Origin of the sequence: Paenarthrobacter ilicis (assembly GCF_016907545.1) — a bacterium.
Classification (GTDB): domain Bacteria; phylum Actinomycetota; class Actinomycetes; order Actinomycetales; family Micrococcaceae; genus Arthrobacter; species Arthrobacter ilicis.
This window is the reverse complement of sequence record NZ_JAFBCD010000001.1, coordinates 1,782,768-1,806,808: the sequence shown is the minus strand read 5'-3', so window position 1 is coordinate 1,806,808 and position 24,041 is coordinate 1,782,768. Positions and strand designations below refer to the sequence as shown.

Annotated in this window: 18 protein-coding genes and 1 pseudogene; 7 read left to right on the top strand and 12 right to left on the bottom strand. The window is 58.1% G+C overall.

Features of this window, described 5'->3' with window-relative positions:
• The first annotated feature begins 49 nt into the window (after positions 1 to 49).
• Both JOE60_RS08260 and JOE60_RS08255 read left to right on the top strand, forming a co-directional pair.
• Complete coding sequence (locus JOE60_RS08260) at positions 50 to 2,470, top strand: glycoside hydrolase family 3 N-terminal domain-containing protein (protein WP_167267025.1); 2,421 nt, start codon at positions 50 to 52, stop codon at positions 2,468 to 2,470.
• Positions 2,471 to 2,614: 144 nt separating this feature from the next.
• Complete coding sequence (locus JOE60_RS08255) at positions 2,615 to 3,514, top strand: SDR family NAD(P)-dependent oxidoreductase (protein ID WP_167267027.1); 900 nt, start codon at positions 2,615 to 2,617, stop codon at positions 3,512 to 3,514.
• Positions 3,515 to 4,003: 489 nt separating this feature from the next.
• Here JOE60_RS08255 and JOE60_RS08250 read toward each other — a convergent pair.
• Positions 4,004 to 5,148 (bottom strand): IS3 family transposase gene (locus JOE60_RS08250; protein ID WP_204814883.1). Its coding sequence is split into 2 segments (ribosomal slippage): positions 4,004 to 4,872 and positions 4,872 to 5,148, totalling 1,146 coding nucleotides; the frame shifts between segments, so codons are not numbered across the junction.
• Between the two features lie 1,025 nt (positions 5,149 to 6,173).
• Between JOE60_RS08250 and JOE60_RS18530 the strand changes: the two genes are divergently transcribed.
• On the top strand, positions 6,174 to 7,433 hold the full coding sequence (locus tag JOE60_RS18530) for an NYN domain-containing protein (RefSeq protein ID WP_167269701.1): 1,260 nt from the start codon (positions 6,174 to 6,176) through the stop codon (positions 7,431 to 7,433).
• 489 nt (positions 7,434 to 7,922) lie between these two features.
• Here the strand turns inward: JOE60_RS18530 and JOE60_RS08240 are convergent, their stop codons facing one another.
• The 5 genes from JOE60_RS08240 to JOE60_RS18585 form a co-directional block, all read right to left on the bottom strand.
• A complete protein-coding gene (locus JOE60_RS08240; RefSeq protein WP_167269703.1) occupies positions 7,923 to 8,630 on the bottom strand; it encodes a hypothetical protein in 708 nt (235 codons plus the stop codon).
• Between the two features lie 440 nt (positions 8,631 to 9,070).
• A complete protein-coding gene (locus JOE60_RS08235; protein WP_204814882.1) occupies positions 9,071 to 10,843 on the bottom strand; it encodes a hypothetical protein in 1,773 nt (590 codons plus the stop codon).
• Between the two features lie 34 nt (positions 10,844 to 10,877).
• The gene (locus JOE60_RS08230) at positions 10,878 to 13,535 is read right to left on the bottom strand and encodes an ATP-binding protein (RefSeq protein ID WP_167269707.1); all 2,658 of its coding nucleotides are present in this window, start codon (positions 13,533 to 13,535) and stop codon (positions 10,878 to 10,880) included.
• Complete coding sequence (locus tag JOE60_RS08225; protein WP_167269709.1) at positions 13,532 to 14,725, bottom strand: site-specific DNA-methyltransferase; 1,194 nt, start codon at positions 14,723 to 14,725, stop codon at positions 13,532 to 13,534. The genes JOE60_RS08230 and JOE60_RS08225 overlap by 4 nt, the downstream gene beginning before the upstream one ends.
• 313 nt (positions 14,726 to 15,038) lie before the next feature.
• A complete protein-coding gene (locus JOE60_RS18585) occupies positions 15,039 to 15,491 on the bottom strand; it encodes a DUF1643 domain-containing protein (RefSeq protein WP_420851412.1) in 453 nt (150 codons plus the stop codon).
• A 262-nt stretch (positions 15,492 to 15,753) separates the two neighbouring features.
• Between JOE60_RS18585 and JOE60_RS08215 the strand changes: the two genes are divergently transcribed.
• Together JOE60_RS08215 and JOE60_RS08210 are read left to right on the top strand one after the other, a co-directional pair.
• Positions 15,754 to 16,701, top strand: a complete 948-nt coding sequence (locus tag JOE60_RS08215; protein WP_167269714.1) for an ATP-dependent DNA helicase — start codon at positions 15,754 to 15,756, stop codon at positions 16,699 to 16,701.
• A gap of 145 nt (positions 16,702 to 16,846) precedes the next feature.
• Positions 16,847 to 17,991, top strand: a protein-coding gene (locus tag JOE60_RS08210; RefSeq protein ID WP_204814880.1) for an IS3 family transposase whose coding sequence is annotated in 2 segments (ribosomal slippage) — positions 16,847 to 17,123 and positions 17,123 to 17,991 — 1,146 coding nt in all. Because the reading frame shifts where the segments join, the coding sequence is not laid out codon by codon here.
• 572 nt (positions 17,992 to 18,563) lie between these two features.
• Here the strand turns inward: JOE60_RS08210 and JOE60_RS08205 are convergent.
• Positions 18,564 to 19,463: a sigma factor gene (locus tag JOE60_RS08205; protein ID WP_167268882.1), complete on the bottom strand. Its 900-nt coding sequence runs from the start codon at positions 19,461 to 19,463 to the stop codon at positions 18,564 to 18,566.
• 182 nt (positions 19,464 to 19,645) lie between these two features.
• On the opposite strand from JOE60_RS08205, the gene JOE60_RS08200 reads away from it, so the two are divergent.
• Positions 19,646 to 19,969, top strand: a complete 324-nt coding sequence (locus tag JOE60_RS08200; protein WP_167268884.1) for an ArsR/SmtB family transcription factor — start codon at positions 19,646 to 19,648, stop codon at positions 19,967 to 19,969.
• Here JOE60_RS08200 and JOE60_RS08195 read toward each other — a convergent pair.
• The gene (locus JOE60_RS08195; RefSeq protein WP_204814878.1) at positions 19,923 to 20,429 is read right to left on the bottom strand and encodes a hypothetical protein; all 507 of its coding nucleotides are present in this window, start codon (positions 20,427 to 20,429) and stop codon (positions 19,923 to 19,925) included. The genes JOE60_RS08200 and JOE60_RS08195 overlap by 47 nt on opposite strands.
• A gap of 182 nt (positions 20,430 to 20,611) precedes the next feature.
• Here JOE60_RS08195 and JOE60_RS18580 point away from each other — a divergent pair.
• Positions 20,612 to 20,761, top strand: a pseudogene (locus JOE60_RS18580) (helix-turn-helix domain-containing protein); the annotation flags it as partial.
• A gap of 103 nt (positions 20,762 to 20,864) precedes the next feature.
• Here the strand turns inward: JOE60_RS18580 and JOE60_RS08190 are convergent.
• From JOE60_RS08190 to JOE60_RS08175, 4 genes are all read right to left on the bottom strand, one after another.
• The gene (locus JOE60_RS08190; RefSeq protein ID WP_204814876.1) at positions 20,865 to 21,761 is read right to left on the bottom strand and encodes an alpha/beta fold hydrolase; all 897 of its coding nucleotides are present in this window, start codon (positions 21,759 to 21,761) and stop codon (positions 20,865 to 20,867) included.
• A 298-nt stretch (positions 21,762 to 22,059) separates the two neighbouring features.
• Complete coding sequence (locus JOE60_RS08185; protein ID WP_167268888.1) at positions 22,060 to 22,518, bottom strand: hypothetical protein; 459 nt, start codon at positions 22,516 to 22,518, stop codon at positions 22,060 to 22,062.
• Positions 22,515 to 23,531, bottom strand: coding sequence for a hypothetical protein (locus JOE60_RS08180; protein ID WP_167268889.1), 1,017 nt, complete (start codon positions 23,529 to 23,531; stop codon positions 22,515 to 22,517). Before JOE60_RS08180 ends, JOE60_RS08185 begins: the two co-directional genes overlap by 4 nt.
• Positions 23,528 to 24,019, bottom strand: coding sequence for a hypothetical protein (locus tag JOE60_RS08175; RefSeq protein WP_167268891.1), 492 nt, complete (start codon positions 24,017 to 24,019; stop codon positions 23,528 to 23,530). The genes JOE60_RS08180 and JOE60_RS08175 overlap by 4 nt, the downstream gene beginning before the upstream one ends.
• Positions 24,020 to 24,041: the final 22 nt, after the last annotated feature.

Below are 24,041 nucleotides of genomic sequence, written 5' to 3'. Positions count from 1 at the left end.
TCTTCGCGGGGCGCTTCCAACCCACCACCAGAAACCCAAGGACACACTCATGGACACCACGTCTTTCCGCAACCCAGCCCTGCCACCCCACGAACGCGCCCAACTGCTGCTGGCAGAGATGACCATCGAAGAAAAGGCCCAGCAACTGACATGCATCATGCCCCAGGCCGTCCTCGGAGCCGAAGGCCTGCTGACCGATAACCTCGGGCCCGTGCTGGGACATGGCATCGGTCAGGTCGCACCGCTCACCTCCACGGGCGGCACCACACCGCAGCGCGTCGCCGACGAGGTCAACCTCATCCAGCGCCACCTCGTTGAGAACACCCGGCTGGGCGTCCCGGCCGTGTTCCACAACGAAGCCATCGCCGGAACCCAGGCACCCGGTCACGTCGTCTTCCCCACCGAAACCGGGGTCGCCGCGACCTGGAGCCCCGAACTGAGCCAAAAAATGGGCGAACTCGTCCGCCGCCAGATGCGCCGACTCGGCCTCACCCAAGCCCTTGGCCCTTCCCTCGACGTGTCCTTGGAACCGCGCTGGGGGCGAGTGCATGAAACCTTTGGCGAGGACCCGTACCTGGTCGCCGCGTTCGGAACGGCATACATTGGCGGGTTGCAGGGCGATGACCTGGCCGACGGTGTTGTAGCTACCGCCAAGCACTTCCTCGGCTATGGAGCCTCCGAAGGCGGCCTGAACTCCTCCAACGTCGAAGCCGGCTCGCGCCGCATCCGGGACGTCTTCGCGTACCCCTTTGAAGCAGCTATCCAACTCTCGAAGCTCCGCTCGGTCATGAACACCTACTCCGAAGTCAACGGCGTACCCGCAGTCATCTCCCACGAGCTACTCACGACATTCCTGCGCGGCACGCTGGAATTCGACGGCTACGTCTCTTCCGACTACATCTCCTTCCAGCACGCCGTCGACCGGGCACTGGCAGCCAAAGACGCAGCAGAAGCTGCCCGTCTCGGACTGGAAGCAGGCCTGGACCTTGAATTGCCGGCCCCCTGGTCCTATGGTCCGCTCCTGGCCACGGAAGTACGCAACGGCAACATCCCCGAAACCCTCGTCGACACCTCCGCCCTGCGACTGCTGACAGCGAAGTTCGAACTCGGACTCTTCGAACAGCCCTACGCCCAGGAAACAATCGACCTCGACGCCGTAGCCGCCGAAGGACGCGACATCGCCGAAGAAATGGCCGCCCGCAGCGTCACCCTCCTCAAAAACGATGGTCTTCTGCCCCTGAGCAGCACCAACACCCGCATCGCCGTCGTTGGACCCCACGCAAACGCGGCCGCGCTGCAATATCCCGCCTACTCCTACCCCGCAGCCCGCGCTGTTGGACTCTTCATGGCGCAGGGCGGATTCAACAACATGGTCGGCGTCGAGGACTACCTCCCCAGCGCTGACACCTCCGGCAACAAGCCGCTCCCACAAGAAGAATGGGTCCGCAAGGACTACAACGTGAGGGGATTGGCCGAGGAACTTTCAGCCCGGGGAGCATCGATCGTTACAGAACCGGGCACCGGCATTGCCGTTGACCTCGACGACGCCGCGTTCGATCGCGCCGTCGACGCCGCCCGGGAGGCCGACGTCGTCATTCTCGCCGTGGGTGGCGCCAGCGCCTGGTTCGTGGGCGACCGCACCGAAGGAGAGGCCAGCGACTCACTGAGCATTGAACTTCCGGAGGTCCAGCGCCGGCTGATCTCGGCAGTGACGGCACTGGGCAAACCCACCACCGTTGTCCTGGTCGCCGGCCGCCCGTACATCATGCCCGCTGACCTGCTCAAAGCCGATGCCATTGTCCACGCTTCCTTCAACGGTGTTGGCGGCATCTCAGCACTGGCGAAGGTCCTCACCGGTGAAGTGAACCCCAGCGGCAAGCTCCCCTACACCATCCCCCGGAACCAAGGACAGCTCCCGATCTTCCACCACCAGCGCAACGCCAGCGGATACCGCAGCCACACCCCCTTCGGAACTCATTACATCGACGGACCCGCCACCCCGCTGTTCCCGTTCGGATTCGGCCTCAGCTACACCAACTTTGAACTGGACGAACTGGCCATCACCCCCGAGACCATCAGCACCGATGAAGAGCTCACCATCGCAGCGATCATCCGCAACACCGGTGAGACCTCAGGCGCTCAGGTCGTCCAGCTCTACCTCGGCAACAAAACGGCAGGCATCACCCGGCCAGCCCAGGTCCTCGGAGGATTCGCGCGGGTGGAACTGGAACCAGGCGAGTCACAACGAATCACCTTCACCGTCTCGGCCAACCAACTGGGGCACTCAAACGCCCGCGGCGGCTTCTCCGTCGACCCCGGCACCACCAACGTCTTCATCGGCACAAACTCCGATGACCACGCGCTCACAGGCTCATTCGAGGTGACCGGCGAACGACGGGAACTCAGAAGCAGCGATCGCAGCTTCTTCTCCGACGTCACCGTCGAAACCCTGGTCAGCCACCACAACTAGCACCAGCACCATTCAGCCGACGCGGGGGCGCCCACAGCAGCATGAGGTGCGTCCCCGCCGTCCTACACCACCGCACAACAACATCCCACCGCAGTAGCAATCCGGCCGGCAAACGGCTCAACCAATATTTAGGAGAACCCCACCATGAGTAAGCGTCTGGAAGGCAAAGTAGCCATCGTGACCGGCGCCGGCAACGGCGTCGGCAAGGCGTGCGCCTTGTCCCTGGCAGCCCAAGGGGCCCGAGTCGTCGTCAATGACCTTGGTACCAGCGCCGCCGGCCAAGGCAAAAGTTCAGCCGCAGCAGACGCCACCGTCGAAGAGATCCGGGCAGCAGGCGGTGAAGCCGTCGCCAACTACGACTCGATCGCAGACCCACAGGGCTGCGCGAACCTTGTCGCCACAGCCGATGAAGCTTTCGGACAGGTCGACATCGTGCTTGCGATCGCTGGCGCCGTCATGAACGGGCAGATCGACATATCGGATGAACAGTACGACAAACTGATGGGCCTCTTCCTCGGCCAGAAGTTCTGGCTCGCCCGCGCCACCGTTCCCGGCATGATCTCACGCGGTTACGGCCGCTTCGTCTCCGTCGCATCCGAGGGCGCACGCGGCGGCGTGGGAAACCCAGTGTTCGCTGCGGCCATGGGCGGCACTGTATCGATGATGAAAGGACTCTCCACGGAACTCAAAGGCACCGGCGTCACCGCCAATACCTTCGCCCCCGGCGCCTCCACGCGCACCTACGAGCTAATGCTCCCCGAACTTGAGAAAGCCCACGCGGAAGGGCGTATGTCCGACGAGATGTTCGCTGCGGCCAAGAAGGGTCCCGGACCGGTGGAGCACGTACCGCCAATCGTGACCTGGCTCTGCACACCCGAAGCCGGCGACGTCACCGGTCAGGTGTTCCACACCGGCGGCGGCAAAGTCAGCATCTGGTCCGAGTACGAAGACCTCAACACCATCACTAAGGGCGACCCTTACGAGAACGACCCCTACACGCTTGACGAGCTCGACGTACTCGTACCCAGCAGCGTCCTGAAATAGGCAGCAGTGGGAGGTGCGGCAATTCTCTCTCGTACCTCCCACGATCGCGTGTGGGCGGAATTCCGTCCACGGTCCGAATCGGCCCGTAATCAAGGATCCCGAGACAGCCGACAGACGGCCATGCAAGGCCGCGAAGACGCCGAAGAACTCGAGGCCACGTGATGACGGTTTTCTTCCCCATTGCCTCATCTGAATTCGTCCCGGTCAAGGAAGACGTTGATTGATGTGTCCATGCCCTAGCCTGTGGCGCGAACACAAGTCAGACCTCGCGAAACCCAGCGTGACATCTAGGGGCATATCGGCAGACGGGTCGGCTTAAATCTACTCAGCCGAAGATCGCCTGAGCTGCCAATATTCCGGAGGATAGCTAGGAACTAGCACTCTGCGCCGGAAACGCTCGCGTGTTCATACGAAGCGTCGCGTCGCCAACGCCGACTAGACCATCCCGAAAGCACTTGGGACTGCCCCGGCTTTTGTTGACTCGGGGTCTTAGGCCGCAGTGAGCGCGGTCCGGTTGATTGTTTCATATTCGATGGGCGTGAGTTTTCCTAGCCGTCTTTGCCGTCGCCGGCGGTGGTAGGTCCTCTCGATCCAAGTCGTGATGGCCAGCCGGAGGTCCTGCCTGGTGAGCCACCGCTGACGGTCCAGTACGTTCTTCTGCAGCATCGAGAAGAACGATTCCATCGCGGCATTGTCCGCGCACGCCCCGACCCTGCCCATCGATCCGGTGAGCCCGTTGTGCCGGAGTGATTCGACGAATCGACGGGACCGGAACTGGGACCCTCGATCCGAGTGCACCACTGTCCCTGCCGGGCGGCGCGCCCGCACCGCGTTCTCCAAGGCGGCGACGGCAAGCGAGGACTTCATCCGCGAGTCCATCGAGTAGCCGACGATCCTTCCGGAGTAGACGTCCTTCACCGCGCAGAGGTAAAGCTTCCCCTCGGCAGTGGGGTGTTCGGTGATGTCCGTCAGCCACAGCTCGTTGGGGGCGGCGGCGGTGAAGTCCCGCTCCACCAGGTCGTCGTGGACCGGTGGCCCCGGCTTCCGGTTCAGGCCCCGCTTCTTCGAGAACACTGACCAGATGCCGTGGTCCCTGCACAGGCGCTGGACCCTGTTCTCACCCGCCTCGATGCCCTTCTCCGGGAGCTCATCGGCGATGAACCGGTACCCGAACGCAGGATCCTCGGCATGGATGTCCCGGGCGGCGTTGACCAGGTGCGCATCTACCCAGTCCCGTTCGGTCACCGGGCTGGCCCTCCACCGGTAATAGCCTTGCTTGCTGAATCCCAACACCCTGCAGGTCACCGCCACGGGAACACCGTCGGCGGCAAGATCCGTGACCAGCGGGTAGATCATTTTGGGTTTATGTCCCTGGCCAGATAGGCCGCGGCCCGGCGCAGAATCTCGTTCTCCTGCTCCAACAGGCGGTTCCGCTTCTTCAGCTCCCGCATTTCGGCCGACTCCGTCGCCGCCGGGCCGGCCCCGGATTCCTTACGGTCGGCGATGGCAATCCAGCGCTTGAGCGTCGTGACCGAAAGCCCGAAATCCTTCGCTATCTGCGCCAGCGGCGCCTCGCCCTTGCGGGCCACATCAATAACATCCTGGCGGAACTCCGCCCCATAAGCCGTGGGCATGGTCAACATCCTTCCACGAGCACAAGCTCGCTAGGTCAAGGAGTCAACAAAACCGGGGGCAGTCCCGCGGTTTGGCTCTACGAACAAGTTGACTCACTCGCCACGCTCGGAAAGCGCATGGGTGTGACGGCACATACGGTGCGGTCACGGCTAGTTGAAGCTGGCATCGAGATGCGAAGTTCATATGAGCATCTGCTGCCGCATGAGGCATAACTGCAGTAGATATTTAATGGAAGACAAGTGAAATGGATGGATCACGTTGAACCAACCGGCACACCAATGACGAAGGCCTCCCTGATCCGGCCGGTCCGAAGCGTGCCGTCTCATACATACGAGTATCCGCCCGCGAACAAGCGCAGCGAGATGGGCAGGTAGTGGGTTTAAGTATCCCGGCTGAACGCCAGGCCGCACGGCGCAAAGCCAACAATCTTGGGTCGTTCATGGTCACGGAATATGTAAAGCACAAACGGGGAGCAATAACAACCGGCCGGCGCATCAGACCATGCTTGCCTACATCAAGGTAACCCCAATATGCATATACGTAGGCCACCCGTCACCCACGCAAGGTGAGCATGGATGAACAGCAGATCAGGGAGGGGCTCGGCCCTACGAAAAAGTCGACTCGTTGGCCACAGTCGGAAGGCGCATTGGTAACGGCGCATACGGCGCGGTCACGACTGATCGAGGCTCGAATCGAGATGCGAAGCTCGTATGAACACTTATTCGAGACCCAAAGAACACTCAGATCCCCATCAGGGACAGTCACGTATGGTCGATGGTGGGTCACGAAGGTCCGGTTTCCGACGTCGAGTTCCTGCTGCGTATCGATATACAGGCAGTGCCGACACAGACGACAAGTTGAGTCGGGCCGCACGGCGTCGAGTATGGTCATAACACGTGGTCGTAAGGACTTTCCACCGGGAAATGGACATCCGAGCTGCCTGGGCACGCTGGTCAATTGAAGTGACTGCGCGATCTCTTCTGAACCAGGCTGCATCGAAGTGAGAAGGACGAAAGGACTATGAGTGGTGGTTCAGTTCAACCCGTTGGCGCTACAAATTGAGGCACACGTGACGAGCCTCGCCGAGCTTCGCTCGAAGGAGAGCGAACTAGTCGAACAGATTGCATGGTACGACGAATTCGATGCCGGTGTGATCCATAACCACATTGAGCACGAACAGACCACCGCCATGAACCGTGAGAAGCGCCTCAAAAACGTGGAAGCCTCTCTTGCCGAGGTTATGGTTCGCGTCGAGGCAATCCGCCCGGCAACTCGGGCCGGAAGGAATCCTCTGTACTGGTTCTCAGCGGCGCGCGCCGAAGCGCAGGGCGATCTGGAAGCCGGTCTTGCAAAGATCAAGCAGCTCAAGGCAGAAGGGACCAAGCTCGCTCGTGAACGAGAGGCAGCCCTTCAGCGCAGGGCTGATGCTCGTGAGTCGCTGGAGCGGTACTCCATGTTCAACCGTAAAAGCTTCGAGCGCACCCTCGCGGAATTGAGCACAGAGATACAGACTCGTAACGCCGTGATCGATCGGTTGAGTCCTCGCGCTGCAGCAATCGATGACGAGCTTAGGGCTCCTCTAAAGGAATACACAGTGATCCAAGATCGCATGAAGGAGCTTCAGGACGAGCGCGACCTAGCGGAGCGTTATGGGCAGGAGCTCGGCTGGGCAAGCAACTCATACGAACGGGCAAAGGTGCACGAGAAGTGCAAGAGCCACCTTGGCGAGGGGAGTCCCTCAAAAATCATCAGCAAAGTCGATCGGGAACTCAACATCAGACGACGCGACGCGGCGAAACTCGAGCGCCGTTTCCGCGACATAGCACGCCGAGGCTCACTCGATGTGCAGGCGCTGGTAATTGATGGAAGTAACTTATCCTACGAAGGCAGTAAGTTTTTGGGGCTTTTCGCGGTGCGAGCCCTATGCACACGGCTGGCATCGGAGTTCGAGGTGACGGTAGTGTTCGATGCATCAACACGCACAAAACTCGGCATTCCAACGGACGAGAAGCTGCGATCGCAGTTGCCCGGCGTGAATGTTCACGTAGTAGTTTCAGGCACAAGCGCCGACGAGACCATTCTCGATGTGGCTCAAGATCCGACGACATTCGTTGTGAGCAACGACCGCTTCGCCGACTTCCCCGATAAGGCCGTTGTCCGCGAGGACAGGATTATTCGGCACGAAATCATCAACGGCCGCGTGCTTGTGCGTGACCTGAAGATCGATATAGCGTACCGGCAGCATCAACCAGTGCCCAAATATTCGCAGGCCCTGAGCAGATGAGTATGAAGTGAACCCACTTCGCAAGGTCACCTGGTAGTACTTTGTTAGGTTCCTTGGCCGAGCACTTTGATCGGTTGCCTGATAAGCCGTAGTGTCATCGTCCTGTCTTTATCCGGCTGCGTTTCTGGTGTATGCGGGAAGCGCTGCCGATGCGCAGAAGTCCTTGAGGGTGTGGGTTCATCTACACGGCTCTAACTGATCGGGGCTAGGCTGCTCCCGAAAACGGGTTCGTGCACAAGAAGTAGAGCCTTACTGCGCCCCGACCTCGAGGAGGTCTGCTAGCGCGAGAGGTGCGGGGGGCGGATCGGGAGGATGATGCGGGGCGTTGTCACTCACGGCCCCAACGAACGACACCAAAGGGTCTTAGCTGATTTGCCGGCCCATAACGTGACCGGCTTCCCGCGTTGCCGGTACCGGCACCAGAAGGACTATCTAACAGGGCGCACATGAGTTGATGGGCTGCAGGCCAACCGTGCGCGTGCAGGAAATCTAGAGAGTCCAGGCAGAACCCGAGGGCATTAAGTCCGGAGGGTAAGCGCCGAAGGTCGTCAACACGATGTCACTCGTATCGTACAAACCCTTTAAACTTGTGGAGCTATTCAACATCAGGTCATAGCCACCCAAGCCCTTGGCTTGAGGCGCTTGCGTGGATGGAATGGCGCCATACCCGGTAACCCTGGTGTCGGTTGGCACTTCTGCCCATATGACGTGGGTTCGCTCCTCTTGAACATTTTGGGAGAAGAATCGCGCGAGTTCGTAAGCACCCTGGACATGAACTACCGCTAGACGGGCCCCGCCGCGGCGCATCACATCGAAATGCTTAGTCGGCAGACGACCATCCCACTCCTTCAACTTGGTGTTGTAGTCAGGCTTGAAGTAAGAGATCATCGCATGTTCTGCTACCGCGATAGCTGTCGCACTAGCCCTACCCTCTGCCCGTTGTCCGAATTCAGTAAACAGGAGGCCAGGGTCTCCCTGCGTATCGGCGTCATCGATGTGGTCGCCGAAAAGCGTCAAGGTCTCTTCTATTACGAGAGGCGTAACGAATATATCCCATTTAGAATGAGCGTGTTGCTCATAAATTCTTTGAATAGTCTTGTGAGAATCCAAACGCCTATTAACATCTTCCGCGCGGCCAACATACAGCACTTCGTGCTGGCACATAACTGAACTTCCACCAGAAAGGACGGTACTCAAGGCCCACACTTCGCCGTGTATAGCGCGCCCCTCAATATTCGCCTTAAAATAGGTCCCCGCCGCATCAGTAGTCAGTGAGTCTAGCGAAGCGGGCAACGGTATCCGATGGAGGTCATCAAGTGAGGCGCCGATCCTGACATGAAGTTCTCTAAGCCCGAAAGCGGACGTGCGGACACGCTCCAAAACCGTACGGGGCCTTCGTGAAACTATATATAGCTTCGACGGCCCCAATGCGCGTTGAAGTTCTTCGGTCGTAAACCGACGCTGATACGTATGAACCGCCGATGTACCAATAAGTACTGTCCCTGCCATCAGGCCAGAATAGCCTGTTTCACCGATCAAGTCCCTATACAGAACTCCTACGGAGAGACGCTGACTCCCCCAAAGAAGACCGCTGGTCTTGCTATCAAGCGATGCTTAATACGTTAATCATCCCGCCGTCATCTTCCATTGCTACTCTTAGCGGTGGCCGGGGTGTCCCGGAGCAGAACATTCGGAGTATCAGGACGAGCCTGATAATGGGAGTACTGCAACAACAGAGCCTTCGAACGCGACTCAACCAAGCGAGAAATTCGCCGAATACCGGTCGTTATCACGGAAGTGTTCTCATCAATATCAACAGAGATAGTGCCGTCTGTGAAACTTGAGCCAAGGGCGCGCTCATTGAGAGCGCACACGATTTTGTCGCGGTCCTTGAAGTCTTTCTTGGGCGGCAGAAGTTTTCTGAGAACCCGGACGTCTCTGACCTTCTCACTACGCCAAGAGTCGATCTTGTTCGGCATCGATTGCCAGCCGATCGGAAGTGCAGAGTAATCTCCATTGTATGAATTCTTGGACCGTAGTATCCCCCGCCCCTCAGCGTCAAAGACACAAGAGTCCAATACTTGCGGGGGAAGGTAGATCCGTTTAGCCAAATTGACAGCCCAGGAACGGTTGTCGCCGGACAGCATGGTGCCAATCGAGATCAGACGCTCACTATCGCCAGTAGTTGAATCCTCGGGGACCAGCCGGGCGAGGGTAAAACTGTCTGGAGAGTTAGCTCGCTTTCCCGAAGTTCTTACCATGAGGTCACATGGTTGCGCCAGCAAAATATAGTAAGTTGTCTCGTTCCCCCGTCCGGAAACCTCGTAGATGTCACCGACATCGGTTGGAACGTTGCACTCAGCGAGGTACTCCTGCGAATCAAAACACTCGTCGATTACGTGTGAGGCTGCACTTGGCGTCAGAGGGATCTGCGACGAGATCGGCTTGGTTGTAGCTTTACGGATGCGACCAAGAGCTTCGCTGGGGGAGCCAACTCTCAAATACCGTTCCGTTTGCTTTCGAAAATGATTTCTGGTCATCCTCAACAGCCCGTCGACTTCCAGTACACCCTCATCATGAGCACTGGCCGCGGAGGCCAGAATTGTGTAGAACCCAACGTCTCCCAGGTAGGCCTTTGCATCGTCAAAGGCGCTTTGAAGAGCTGTGACCACATGCGTCTTTACAGCTTGAAGACTTGTAATATGGAGAAAAACTTGCAGGCCAGCAATAAATGATTCAGGACTATTGGCCCGCCACTTACCGAGAACGGGCACGGCCTTACCGATCTCGTTTGTCAGCTCTTCCGATATTCCAATCTCCATAGCTTCGTCGGTGGCATCCTGGGTGAAGATGCCGGAGAAGACGCCCTGAAGGTTTCTCGCATAGAGCTTCCTAACCATATCGTCGCCACCTTTGTGACCCAGAGCGGCATTCGTAAGGTTCCGATCAAAGAAAATGAGCATCCCAGAACTACCGTCGCCGAGTAGCTCTTCGCTTGTCTCGAGCCACTCCGCGACGGTTAGAGGCTTGTGGGTGACCGTGGTCGGAAGTAGATGCAGGACAGATCGCAGGGCAGAGATACTGTGCCGGTCCGGCCCGTCCGTTTCGAGTTCTGCTCTGAGGGTGAACTTCTCTTCCTTGGACAAGCGACTCCAAATCGCTTGAAGCTGCTCGCGCAGTTCTTCATTTGCCAGCAACTCGCCGTCTATGTCCAAAAGATCATACTCATCGTGATCGCGGCCAAGTTCGTGGAGCTGCTCCCGAAGCGACGTGATATTTGCAAGGGCCTCAGCCAGTCGGCTGTCATCATCAGCGCCATCGAAGTCGTCATCGACAATGATGATTGTTTGAATCCCAAGCTGTTCCAACAACTGAGCGATGGCCGCTGACGCGGCGGTGGGATCGCCCACCGGCTCAGACGAGGCCCGTTCAACATTTACATCATCAACCAACGGTAAGTCCCCCTGCTACAGCTCGCAGATCTATGCGAAAACGAAAGCGATTTCCATACGTATTGCGCTCAAGATCGAGTGAAATCGATGCGCCGTCAGAGTCAAGAAGTTGCCGCACGACAAACAAACCCAATCCTCTGCCGAGACGGCCTGGTTTCCGTGTCACGAACGGATCAAAGATAAGTTCTTCGACCGAGGGATCTATGCCACGGCCGTTGTCATAGACAAGAACGAAGGGATCTTGGACTTCCACTGTGACGTGACCGTGGTCAACCACACCTGAGCGAACACTCTCCTTCATCCAGAATTCGCTGTTCAGCAGAAGGTTGTCGAGAACCTGCGAGAACTTTCCTCGACCGAGACGAGCCGAGAAATCAGACTTCACCGCAACCTCGCAGGACAGGTTTGAAGATGTCCAGCGATCATTGAAGTAGCTCGCTGAAGTCGAGACTAAATCGCTAAGACGAACCTGATCGCGCTGATCGCGGACGTAACGCAGGGATGAGTCAAGATGCGACACTTGCTTGGCCATGGAACGCGACGACGCCCGTACATGCTCTACATATTCGGCGACGCGCCTATCCTTGGTCTCGGCATCGTTGTATCTGGCTATCTGTACGCTTCGAGCGGTCAAGCGATCAGTGATATTCAGGACTTCATGCGCAACGGATTCCGCGGTGATCCCCAATGAGACCAGGTCCCAGACATCATTGACCTGTTGCTCCGCCTCTTCTAGCCTCCGAGCGAGCAAATCAATGATGCCGCGCCGGTCTTGCAGCTGCGCCGCAATGTCCTGGATTCGCACGAACTCACGTTCCATCCGCTCAACGGCAGCTGCGACTTGACTAACAGCTTTGTCATTGGCGTCACGAACCTCAGGAGGCATGAGAAGTACTTCAGAGAGGGCACCGCTGTTCTGCTGGAGAGAACGAACAGCCTCTTTGGCTCTACTAACAGTTCCTGTTGCCTCGGCCACGTTGTTGGAGACGACAGCCATCGAGTCGAACTGCCGGGACACTTCCCTGGCTAGCTCCCGCGGCGAGCTTGTTGTCGTCACATCCTGCTCACGACTGATCTTTTCACGGAGATAGTCGTTGTACCCGCGGCGGATGACCGACTGAAAGGACTCGGTTGTGCTCAACCACCGGGCAAGAAGCCGCTGAAAGTTCCTGTAGGCAGGGGTGTCCCGCATGTCTTCACGGTTTGAAGTCTCCTCCAGAGCCGCATTTCCTTCAGCGGTCAGGTTGATGTAACCCATCACGTTTTCGGGGCGAATTGTGTAGTAGGAAGTAGCCTTGGTCCATTGGGACGCTAGTTTGAGCCAGTCAGTTTTAAGCCTGATGCCAAAGCCGTTACGATACAGGCGAACACCGGAGACGGCATCTATCCACTTGGAGAAATCGGCACCAGAATCGAACACTTCGTTCCTCTTAGTGTGCCGTCTTTGAATTAAGTCAACACGGCCTTCAAATGGACCAGGATCCGCAATTGCATTCTTTTCATCCGAACTGTCGAGGAGTTCGACGCCCGCTTCAGAGGACAAGTAAACATCGGTCTCAAAAGTACAAAAGCGCTTATCATCGCCATGCCCGATCTGGAGATTCGCCGTCCTACGGGGCTCATTGGCAATCAGCCAGTCCAAAAAAGCAAAACCATTGTCCTGGGCAATAAATTCATTCCAAAGAGCAATTTTGTCCTGACCTTGGTCAGGGCGGAGGTAGGTGATGTTCATTCGTCCGCGAATTTTCAAGACACCGCGCTCGTAGTGGAGCGTGTACGTAACACCAGTACCATCGAGAACTGCGTCCGCTTGCCGGCGAAGATCAATCCCCCGGTTGTCTATTTTGAGTCTGATCTTGAATCCAAGATCATCACTGTAGGGAGAAATCATATCCGCCAGATCTCGTTGGAGCTCTGGATTCTCGCCATTCCATTGACTCGTGGAATTCAGTCCCCGGATTACAATCGTCGTCCCTTGCTTGGCTCCATCATCGATTTGAGCAACCGAAATCGGGACCCGGCTAAGGGCCTCGACAGCTTCAAAATCGTCCCAAAAAATCGATGTCACAAGCGTTAGCGGAGATTCTTTACGTCGTGTCCTGAGCTCCAAGACTTTGCCGAGTCGCTGTGCCCCAAGCCGGCCCAGCCCCTTATCGCCCAAGGGGGTCCGAGAATGCTTCTCAGTCTTCTCCCCTCGCTTCTTCATTTCACGCTTACGGCTGGCGGAGACGGTTAGCCATCCGCGCTCAATGTCTTCCATAGACATGCCCACACCGCGGTCCCGGACTTCCAATCTTCCGAGGATGGGCTCCCGTAACGTCTGGAGCTGCTGTTCAAGCTGTTCAATCTCGTCAGTGTCGTCCGCGTCGGAACCTAGCGCGGCAATCCGCTTCTCAAGCAAATTGCGCTCAATTAGAATCCGCTCGGCATCGTCCGCCTGGATCTCGACTCCGCTACGAAGATCAGTCCAAACTTTCGTGTCGATTCGGACTTCTACCCCTGCAGAGTCGGCGTCGTACGAATTCTTGATCAGCTCAGTGAGAGCCTGCACGTCATCCGTGATGAGATCTTCCCCCAGCTTGAAAACAACTGAGGGGTGGACCGTGAGAACAAAACTCCGCTCAAGTCCAAGCTTAGTGGTGGCACTCACGACACGGCCTTTTGCATTATCAAAATTTGCTCCGTGCCCATGGTCGCGCCGGTCCGGTTACGCACGGCCATTCTCTTTCGCTTAAGACGTCTTGTAACCGTCGTCACATGAGTGCTGCCATGCTTTTCTAAGGCCTCTTTAGTCAGGGCCACGAGGGGCATCTCGCTCCCATTTACGCGACGCTCTCCAAGAGTCCACAAACTGAACCCTCCAGGACGTAAGCGCTCCGATATTCGTCCAAGGGCCAGTGTGTAATCGTCCACGAAAGACACAACCTTTGACTCTAGATGGGGCATGTCAGAGATTTGGCTTAGCAGAGTAGCCATACTCGGGTATTCCCTCGGCAGATCCGCTGCGCGTTGAGCTCGATAGGCCCGGGATCCTCCGAGGCTTGCGGTGTCGAGTGCACTAGGAGTGGCAAACAGGCTTTTGTCTATATCTCCGACCAAGTCGGAACTGTCGATCCAGCAGAGCGGAAGATAGCTGTGCTGCCCATATGGAACCGTAGTGTGGTTGTCACCGTACGGCGGAGAGGTCATCACAATATCCACGGGAGAACTGGGGGCTGCTGCGTCGCTGGAAACGTCACCCCTTAGCAGTGTAGTAAAAGGCGTCCGATCGGCTTGGACGGAGCTGGAGAGCCGCAACCAATGCTCGCCGGCCCTCTTGGCGTTTGACCGCCCGACCGTTTCGAACATCTGGATTGCATTGGGTCGTCGTTGCTCCAACACTTCCTTGGCGTAGATATGAAGCTTGAACGTGGAGATCCTGGAATTGGAAACTAGGCGCACGGTCTCTGCCAGGCAGATCCAGAGAAAGCGACGCAGCTTCAAGTCCTTCTGCAGCATGATCGCAGCACGAAGGCGAGACAAGTCTAGAATCACCGCTTCAGTAAACCACTTCTTAATATGGAGGAAGTGATGGAGGGTGAACTCGGATTGTTCGTTTAAGTCCTTCAGGACGGAATCTAGGGCCATGGTGGCATCGTCGCCTGATGGTGGATTAGCTTTCACATCACACAGAAGGACAGCCATCGGGTTGATGTCAGTCCCATGAAAGGAGAGGCCCCTATAGCGAGCCTCCAGCATTACGGTTCCAGACCCCATAAAAGGGTCATAAACTGTCGCCAGGGAAGAGTCGGCCGCCATCAGATCATCAAGCAGGGCACCCTGGAGCTCAGGTACCATCATGGCAGGATACTGAAAGAGTCCATGGCCGCCGGATCGCGAAATAACGTCAGCGAAGTCCCAGTACTCGGCGTCCGACCCCGTATGTCCGGAAATAAGTTCCTTAAGCTTGGCCGCCGCTAGCAAAGGTCTGCTCGGTGTTATCGCGGTCAAAACTACCCCAATCCCCCGCCCTTGAGCGAGTACGACTTCTTCGATCGACCGCGTTTGCCATAACCAGTTCAATCCGTCCTCGGCGCTGTAAACCGCCTGGCAACCATGCTATCCGCTAGTGTGTGCCCAGCAGTGCAGGCCACGGCTTACGGGAGATCTCTTATCAACGACCTATCGGGGCCTGCATCTCCAAAGCGATCGCGAGGGCGTCCCCGAAGGGAACCCCTCGGTGGTGCGCATACGTGTGTCGCTGCCACCGGGATGGATGAAGTGGCCGTCCGGCGACAGTCCAAGTGGTGATACCCCGTCTGGATATTTCGCTGACCAACCAGTCAACCTGAGCCCGAAACAGCAGCCGAGCTGGGCCGGTTGGAACTTGACAACCATACGCCAGGAGGACGGCGTCTGCCTTTGTTAATGCCCTCTCAAGAATCACCTTCGCGGAATCCCAGCCCGGCGCGGTCGCACCCACCCGCGAGATTTCTCCGGTCCGATAAGTGGGGATCGAGAATAGGTTCACTACCTCAGCGGTGTCATACCCAAGGATAGATCGAGCTTGTTCAACTCGTGCCAGCGTCCTCAGCCCAGAGGTCTCCGCCGGTGGGTTCGACAGCACGCACAGGAGCCTCCCCGACTCAGATCCGTTGTTCCCGGGGGACCCACAGTTCTCAATATCGTTCTGCGGCACGCTGATATCGACTTCTTCTCCGTTCAAAGGCGGTGGTCGGTCGGGCTCCAGCACTTAGTGCACGGGGCTAACGCCACCGACTGTCCATGAACTCTGTACAAGTTTGAACTTATTACCCTACCGGGCCCGCCGCCCGGCAGTTTGCACCTTCGCCGCATCCGACAAGTCAAAACATCGCAGGTAAGGTTCCATGTTTACAATCGCCGATACAGCGGGAGTCGCAAACCCGATAGCACCTCTGGCGGCAGGTGATATTGGCGAGCGTCTCATTCTCGCGCCTCAGGCGATAAGCCCTCATGTCGAAGATGACCTGATACGTGCCAGAATCGCTGCCCTGAGTAGCCAGTACAACACCGTCGTACTAGTTCCGAGCAAGAAAGCCATGGATCGGTGGCCCACGGCTGACCGACGTGCGTTCGCTGCTTCAGCGGGCGGAGAAAATAATATTCAGGATGTCGTCAAGGAACTAAAATCTGGAAGCCACGTGGGCTTGGTATTGCTAGCCAACAAGTACGATGGAATTGATTTGCCGCAAGACGCGTGCCGGATTCTTGTGACAGATGGCTTGCCAGAGTCCTTCAGCGGCGAAGAAAGGCTCGGATCCCTACTCACCTCATACGAAGCCGGCGTCGACCTGATGCAGGTTCAACGTATTGAACAGGGAATGGCCAGAGGCGTTCACAGCAACGAGGACCACTGCGTGGTGATATTGCTTGGGCATCTCCTCGCCCAACTGACGGTGGACCCCCGGACGTTCGGCCTATTCAGCCCCGCCACCCAAGCCCAACTGCAGGCTTCTAAGGAGGTGGCAAACAGCTTGTCAAACCGTTCCCTGACCGAAATTCTGGACACAGCGCGGCAAGTACTGAACCGCGATCAGAGCTGGGTGACGTTTGCTAAGCGTGCCCTGAACGGAGTCGTAGAGCCGAGGCCAGTCTTGGATGCAGCCACTACTCGCCGCAAAGCGTTTGAAGCTGCCGTCTTTGGTGACTTGAAGACGTCGGTAGACCTCCTTCGAGAAGCCGCTCAAACTTGTGACGCCAAGACAAAGGGGTGGCTGCTCGAACAGACGGCCACATATCTCGATCAGACAAACCCAAGTCGCGCCCAGGACGTTTGGTCGAAGCTCGAAGATTAAATAATTACGTCGTCGTGCCCCTGGCGGGGATGGCCCATACCAAACTTAGATACATCGGGGCCCAGCCAGAACGCTCAGCGGGACTGCCCCCGGTTTTGTTGACTCCTTGACCTAGCGAGCTTGTGCTCGTGGAAGGATGTTGACCATGCCCACGGCTTATGGGGCGGAGTTCCGCCAGGATGTTATTGATGTGGCCCGCAAGGGCGAGGCGCCGCTGGCGCAGATAGCGAAGGATTTCGGGCTTTCGGTCACGACGCTCAAGCGCTGGATTGCCATCGCCGACCGTAAGGAATCCGGGGCCGGCCCGGCGGCGACGGAGTCGGCCGAAATGCGGGAGCTGAAGAAGCGGAACCGCCTGTTGGAGCAGGAGAACGAGATTCTGCGCCGGGCCGCGGCCTATCTGGCCAGGGACATAAACCCAAAATGATCTACCCGCTGGTCACGGATCTTGCCGCCGACGGTGTTCCCGTGGCGGTGACCTGCAGGGTGTTGGGATTCAGCAAGCAAGGCTATTACCGGTGGAAGGCGAACCCGGTGACCGAACGGGACTGGATCGATGCGCACCTCGTCAACGCCGCCCGGGACATTCACGCCGAGGATCCTGCGTTCGGGTACCGGTTCATCGCCGATGAGCTCCCGGAGAAGGGCATCGAGGCGGGTGAGAACAGGGTCCAGCGCTTATGCAGGGACCACGGCATCTGGTCAGTGTTCTCGAAGAAGCGGGGCCTGAACCGGAAGCCGGGGCCACCGGTCCACGACGACCTGGTGGAGCGGGACTTCACCGCCGCCGCCCCCAACGAGCTGTGGCTGACGGACATCACCGAACACCCCACTGCCGAGGGGAAGCTTTACCTCTGCGCGGTGAAGGACGTCTACTCCGGAAGGATCGTCGGCTACTCGATGGACTCGCGGATGAAGTCCTCGCTTGCCGTCGCCGCCTTGGAGAACGCGGTGCGGGCGCGCCGCCCGGCAGGGACAGTGGTGCACTCGGATCGAGGGTCCCAGTTCCGGTCCCGTCGATTCGTTGAATCACTCCGGCACAACGGGCTCACCGGATCGATGGGCAGGGTCGGGGCGTGCGCGGACAATGCCGCGATGGAATCGTTCTTCTCGATGCTGCAGAAGAACGTACTGGACCGTCAGCGGTGGCTCACCAGGCAGGACCTCCGGCTGGCCATCACGACTTGGATCGAAAGGACCTACCACCGCCGGCGACGGCAAAGACGGCTAGGAAAACTCACGCCCATCGAATATGAAACAATCAACCGGACCGCGCTCACAGCGGCCTAAGACCCCGAGTCAACAAAAGCCGGGGCAGTCCCTCATGGATTCGAACGTTGCTACCCTGTAGGCGCCTTGGCCCGCAAGCGAAGCGTAGGATCCCGCGTTTATGCCCGTTGCCTCGAACTCCTGGACCAACACGGCCAAAGGATTTGATCCGTCCGGGAGGACGAACCACCAACCTCGAATTCGAGCGTACACATCCGAATAGGACGAACTTCGGGTGTCCCAGCTATAAATGGCCACTGCAGCCGCGGAAGCAAGGGCACGATAATCGGCAGTGACAAGCGGAACGGCCGCAGGCACCTTAGAGAGTGGAGCTGACCTCGATGGCTTCGCCGTAGTAGTCGGGGAAGCGCTCGGTGGAGCCTTCCGGGTTTGAGACTCTGCCGATGGAATATTCGTCCCTTTCGCTGAAGGGGACTCCCGTGGTGCGACCAGAACGAGAATGAGAGCGCCTAGGATCGCCGCTAATGCCAGGCCAAACACCCACCGACGAGTAGGTCGCCCGCGCCTAATAGATTCCACCATGTTTGCCTCCCAGCGTGTTCATGGCTCCGCTCGCAAATGAGCAACATGACTCAAATAGCCGAATTCATTGAACTGCGAATGACTCTCCATGCCGTTTGGTACAGGCGACGGGCCGCGCCGATTTGAACTGCCACATATCGATCAGTCACTTTGTACTCCTCGGCAACAGCGGTGATGGCGACCTGCCTTTCGACGCCGTGATGTTCGGGGAGCACGATTGCTTCGGCCACTCCCCTCAGCAGCGGACTCGGTAGACAACCAACGGCGCAACGGCACAGGCTGGGCATGTCATGCACGATTACCGGGTCTACTTCCAACGCTTCGCTGATTGTCTTTGCAGTCTGCCGGACCGCCGTGACTGCATTCCAGCGGCGCCGGTCTTGCGGCGACGGAGGGGCGTGTCGTCGCGGCTCGGTAAGACTGCCCACCGCGAGGCGCCAAACCGGAGCCGACACAGCCGCCCGAGTGAGCCTAAGAACCATAAGGGCCCATTCTTGATCGATGAGCTCCTCGGCATCCCGGTAATCACGTGAGACGACCAGAGCCGTTAGCTGCTGAACATGCACCGGACTCTCACCGTTGCCCGGATCCAAAAGCAGCGGCAGCGTCTTGTGGCCGAGTTCCCTGCGGACGTGCGCTGCGCAGACATTCCCGGCGACGCCTTGCACCCACGCCTCGAAGGGAACTCCAGGGATCTGCCGGTAGTTACCGCGTGCCACCCCGTCCCAGACAGCCATCCTGATGTCTTGCATGACATCGTCCACATCGCACGAGCGGCCGATCCGAGCCAGGTGCGAGATGACGTAGCGACGCACACCTTCGACCGCTCCCATCATTTGGTCGACGGAAACTTTCAGGGTCGGTGTCACCGGATTCAGCAGCGAAATGTCCACCGTGGATGGGTTTGAGATCTCTTTTTCAGCGTTGCCCGCCGGGTGTTCCAGACTCATGGCTCTCACCGCTTTGACTAACGGATTCGAATATATCCAGCGCCACCAGATGTGGCGACTCAACGTGGCAGTGACGGCACCGACCACAACACAAGCTTCTAAAGAATATTGTCGAAGATAATTAAAGTATCGTCAAGATCCCAGTTCTTACTTTTTACATGTTGTTCAGCAAGAATGGAGCCATGCCACGTATCACGCAGCCTCACGACGACGCCTGGTCGCCTGACGTTGAAGACGCCGTGGCGACGTTCGGGAACCGCTCACGGAATGAGATCCTGAGGTTCCTGACGGCAAACGGTCCCGCATCCAGAGGTGACATTGTCGCTTCTGTCAGTGCCGGCGAGCCCAGCGTCGCCAAACACCTCATCGCCCTTGAACAGGTGGGCGCCATCGAGGTTGATGTGGAGGCCGGACGGCGCCACGGCCGCTCACCGCGCTACTCAGCGAATCCTGCCCGCATCAAGGAGTTGCTGGACGCTCATCTCCGCTACGTCTTGGAGGAGTAGCTGCGGCACGCTCGCCATTCGGGTGCAAGTTGATGTCTTTGTTTAGATACTCAGAGATTGCACGCAGCGTTTCCGGCGAGACGTCCCCGAGCGTCCTGGCGGCGAATGACTTCACCCGGGCTGCCCTCAGAGACTTCACGAACTCCAACTGCGAGTCGATCCGGCCGGGAACGTCGCCTTCGCCGCCGTTCAGCAAATATGAGGGATCGACGTGGAACATCTCGCAGATAGCCGCGAGCAGCTGCGGATCACTGACCAGGCGCCCTGTTCCATCCTTCATGTAGAACCACCTGGCCCTGGAGATCTTGACGCCTCGACTTCGGAGTCCGGATTCAATCTCCCTGAATGTGACGGGCGAACCTCTCTCGGCTACAACGACGTCGAGCAGCAGGTTCAGTCGGCGGGCGAGGGTCGCCTGTGGCGTCAACTCACCGTTGCGGCTAGCGTCTTTTGCCGGCATGCTCCACCTTTCGACCGCCTCGTTCGATGAGAAAAACTGCTGCGTTTCCCTCAGTATTCCGCGAGCGCCGAGGCTAGACAATCAGCTAGACGTTGAATCTTTTCCGCGATCTACATGAGGCGTATCCTGTTGCTGTAGACCCGTCTACAGCAAGCATCCCCTAAACCTGAGCCGTGGTTTTAATGTCGACATCCATCTTGATGAACCGAACACGGAGCCAGATCCTTCGCTTCCTTATCAGAAGTGGGCCATCGTCCCCTGTCGTCTTGGCGTCAGGACTACGGGCTTCCCGCGCGACGGTTCGACGTCATCTCCTCGTCCTTGAGTCGGCTGGTTACATTCAGGCTTTGGCCGACGAACGTTACTCCGCTCACGCCTCATTCGTCGAGTGTCAGCTCATTGACCTAGCGGCCCAGTACTCAGTGCAAATGACTCCTACGACTGCGCTCCCGCTTGTTCAGGACTATAACCAGCGAGCGGGAGACCGTAGAACCACTCCTCGACCGATTGCTCCCACTTTTCGGAGTCGACATTCCACTCCAGAGAGTGGCCCACAGATTCAAACTCCACCAATTTGACGAGGTCCGGCCGCAGACTGGCAGCCCTCTTTGATGCTTCGAAGGGCGTTGTGTCGTCCTTCTCTCCATGAAGTACGAGGACCGGTTTGTCCAGTTCAGCTGCTCGCGCCAGCCAGTCCAGGGAATCGAGACATATGGTTTCAGCAAGGCCGGTCACCCACCGGAGGGCCTTGGATCGAAGAATGGCAAAGCCCAGGTGCACAAGTGGCCGAGGAAGTCCGGCCGCCTTCGCGTTCGCTGCCAGGGTCCTTCGCCAGTCGAAGACCGGCGCGTCAAGAACCATCCCGGCTATTCGTGACGAACTCTGCGACAGGGCCGCCGCTTGAAGGGCTATGGCAGCGCCGAGTGACCACCCAAAAAGGACAATGCATTCCGCGCCATTAAAAATGGCGTAGTTGATGCCGGCCTCGACATCGCGCCACTCGGTCTGGCCAAGACTGTAGCGGCGATCGTACGACGGCGGTGCGTCGCCGTCGTTGCGGAACGAGACTACCAGCGACGTCAGTCCCAGACGCCTCGCGACGGGTATTCCACGAAGAGTTCCGGCCCTCTTGCCCCCCATTCCGTGGATGTGGATGGCCCAGACACCGGATGCATCGACACTGACCGGCGGACCGAACCTCCACGCGGGGGCGACACCATTCTCGACCGGAATCTCGACGTCTTGGTACGGAAGACCAAGTTGCTCCGGACTCGAATAAACGTACCCACTCCAGATACCTGCCTTGGCATGTTTGAGGTCGCCAGAGTCCACTCGCTCAACCACCCGGGTTACTGTGCTCCTGTCGGGGTAGGAGTCAACGACCGGTCCGAGACATGCGTGCCCTGCCCCCTGCTCAAACCAAAAACTGTATCGTCCCGGCGATCTCGTTTGTTCCGTAGCGGGAAGTTCGATTTTCAGAGATCCCTCTCCGTCAGTGTGCACGGCCCGAACGTCCAAATCCTCACGACGGCCGTATTTCGGCACAACAACCTGACGAGCGAAGTAGGCTGCTCCGGCTGCGCCTGCGAGCAAAGCCCCTGATGCAGCAAGAACTCCAACCCTTATGGCCCTACGACTGCTGGCTGTCGGCATCGTCCACCCCCTCGGCCCTCTTGCGTTCATCGATCACTTGGCGGAGCCGCACCAGGGTTTCCGGAGAAATCCCCTGCAACTGACGAGCAGCGAAGTTCCGCACACGTGACTCACGCAGGGTGCGAAGAAGTTCCAGCTGAGCGTCTACAAGCTTTGGTATTTCGCCGGCATCGTCCAAGAGGTAGTCTCGGTCCACTCCAAAGAACTCTGCAAGATTGCGAAGCAGCATGGGATCGGTCGCCAGTGAGCTATCCCCGCTGCGCATGTAGGCCCAGCGGGAGCGGGAAAGTGGCGTTCCACATTGACTCATATGCCGATTGATCTCGGGGTAGGTCAACGCCTCCGATCCCTTGGCCTCATAGAGGTCAAGAAGAAGATTGAGCTTTCGCGCCAATCTGGTCTGAGGGGTCTCGGAAGAACTGGCATCATCCGTCATGTCCCCCGCTCCCCCTTCCGTCGACTAACTGGAACTTGACGCACGGTCGGCCCCGCCAGGTAATTCTCTGCAGCGTTCAGAACATTGAGGTCATGGATGTCCAAGGAGCTGCCCAAACCGGGCTCGACTAACAGTGCGTCCTGTACTTCAACAAGCATCCTATGGAGTCTTTGGGCCGGGTCCTGGTCGCTGATCACTTCGGTGCCTCGCACGAGCCGAACGTTTTGCCGTTTCTTTGTTGTTTTTTCCCAGATTTTCGTGAGGTCGCTAACCAGCTCCGCCTCGGTCGCGGATTGCTTACGGCGAAGAATTCGACGCGCCAGGGGCGGGATGGCCAGACCCATGCATAGAAACGCCATGGCAGCAACGACAGCCGCATCATAAATGGGCGACACCAAACGCATAGCTTCCAGCTGCCCTTGAAGGTGCAGCACGTCCATGACCAGCACCAGGCTTACAAGCAGAACGGCAAGGGCACAGCCAATCCCGATGAAGGTAAACGATGCTCGGAAGTACGGGCTCAACATGTAGCCACGGAATCGGAAACACGTAACACCTGTAACGCCAACCACGTAGCCGATGTACAGAAACTGGATGAATGAGTAGAGGGCAGCAGACCACTGGTCACCGTGATCCACCATGAAACGAGTGGAACTGCTCTGGGTAACGATGGCACTGAAGCTGGCTACGAGACCCATGATCACCACAGCCAAGAGAATCATGCCGACAGTGTCTCGTGCCTCGACCTTCTCGTCCGGCGTCGCCGCCCGAATGATTGCTCTCGAAAGGAAGTAGATCCCCACGACCATAGAGACGTTGGCCACGAGGTCCACGAAGTTGCGACCACCAAGTACTGAGTCCGTGCCCACATAGATCTGATCGATGTTCAGCGTCAGGGCAACTGCAATCGTGATCGCGGCCGTCAACACACTGTGATCCCGCCGCCTACCAACCCCGGGCAGCAGACAGATGACGAGAAGCCAAATCAGGACCGCAGCCACAATCTGGATCATTCGAAAACCTTCTCGAACGATCTTGGTTCCCTGGCGCTGTTCCTGATTGCTGCTGCGAAGAGATCCGCGAGCGATTCTGCGGTAGCTTCCAAGTCATCAGTGAAGCTGCTCCGGGCAAGGACGCGTGAGACAAGTCCCGCGGGAAGGTTCGGAAACAGGACTTCTATGTAGTCGGCCGGCACGACCAGTTCGTCGTGCCTCAAGACCATGTGCCCCAGCTCGTGAAGGACGAACTGCTGCCGGTGAAGCCCAGAAGGGCTGACTGCGTGCAAGATAATTTCAACTTCGTCCGTGGACAGCCACAGGCCGCAAATCGAACCGCCGTTCAGAGCTCCGGCAGCTTCGATCTGTATGGGCCGATTCCGAACGCCTTCGACTACCTCGATCAGGCGTTCCAGGTTGAGGTGAGTAGGGAGTTCCAGTCCGTCGAAGGCTCTCGCGGCACGCTTCGCCGGCGATTGTCCTGCGGGATATGCGTTGTCTTTCATGGGCATCCCCAGTGATGCGTTC

Coding starts and splice junctions, on each gene's coding strand:
- JOE60_RS08260 (WP_167267025.1), top strand. CDS start 50: ATGGACACCACGTCTTTCCGCAACCCAGCCCTGCCACCCCACGAACGC.
- JOE60_RS08255 (WP_167267027.1), top strand. CDS start 2,615: ATGAGTAAGCGTCTGGAAGGCAAAGTAGCCATCGTGACCGGCGCCGGC.
- JOE60_RS08225 (WP_167269709.1), bottom strand. CDS start 14,725: ATGATGGTACCTGAGCTCCAGGGTGCCCTGCTTGATGATCTGATGGCG.
- JOE60_RS08215 (WP_167269714.1), top strand. CDS start 15,754: ATGTTTACAATCGCCGATACAGCGGGAGTCGCAAACCCGATAGCACCT.
- JOE60_RS08205 (WP_167268882.1), bottom strand. CDS start 19,463: ATGAGTCTGGAACACCCGGCGGGCAACGCTGAAAAAGAGATCTCAAAC.
- JOE60_RS08200 (WP_167268884.1), top strand. CDS start 19,646: ATGCCACGTATCACGCAGCCTCACGACGACGCCTGGTCGCCTGACGTT.
- JOE60_RS08195 (WP_204814878.1), bottom strand. CDS start 20,429: ATGCCGGCAAAAGACGCTAGCCGCAACGGTGAGTTGACGCCACAGGCG.
- JOE60_RS08185 (WP_167268888.1), bottom strand. CDS start 22,518: ATGACGGATGATGCCAGTTCTTCCGAGACCCCTCAGACCAGATTGGCG.
- JOE60_RS08180 (WP_167268889.1), bottom strand. CDS start 23,531: ATGATCCAGATTGTGGCTGCGGTCCTGATTTGGCTTCTCGTCATCTGT.
- JOE60_RS08175 (WP_167268891.1), bottom strand. CDS start 24,019: ATGAAAGACAACGCATATCCCGCAGGACAATCGCCGGCGAAGCGTGCC.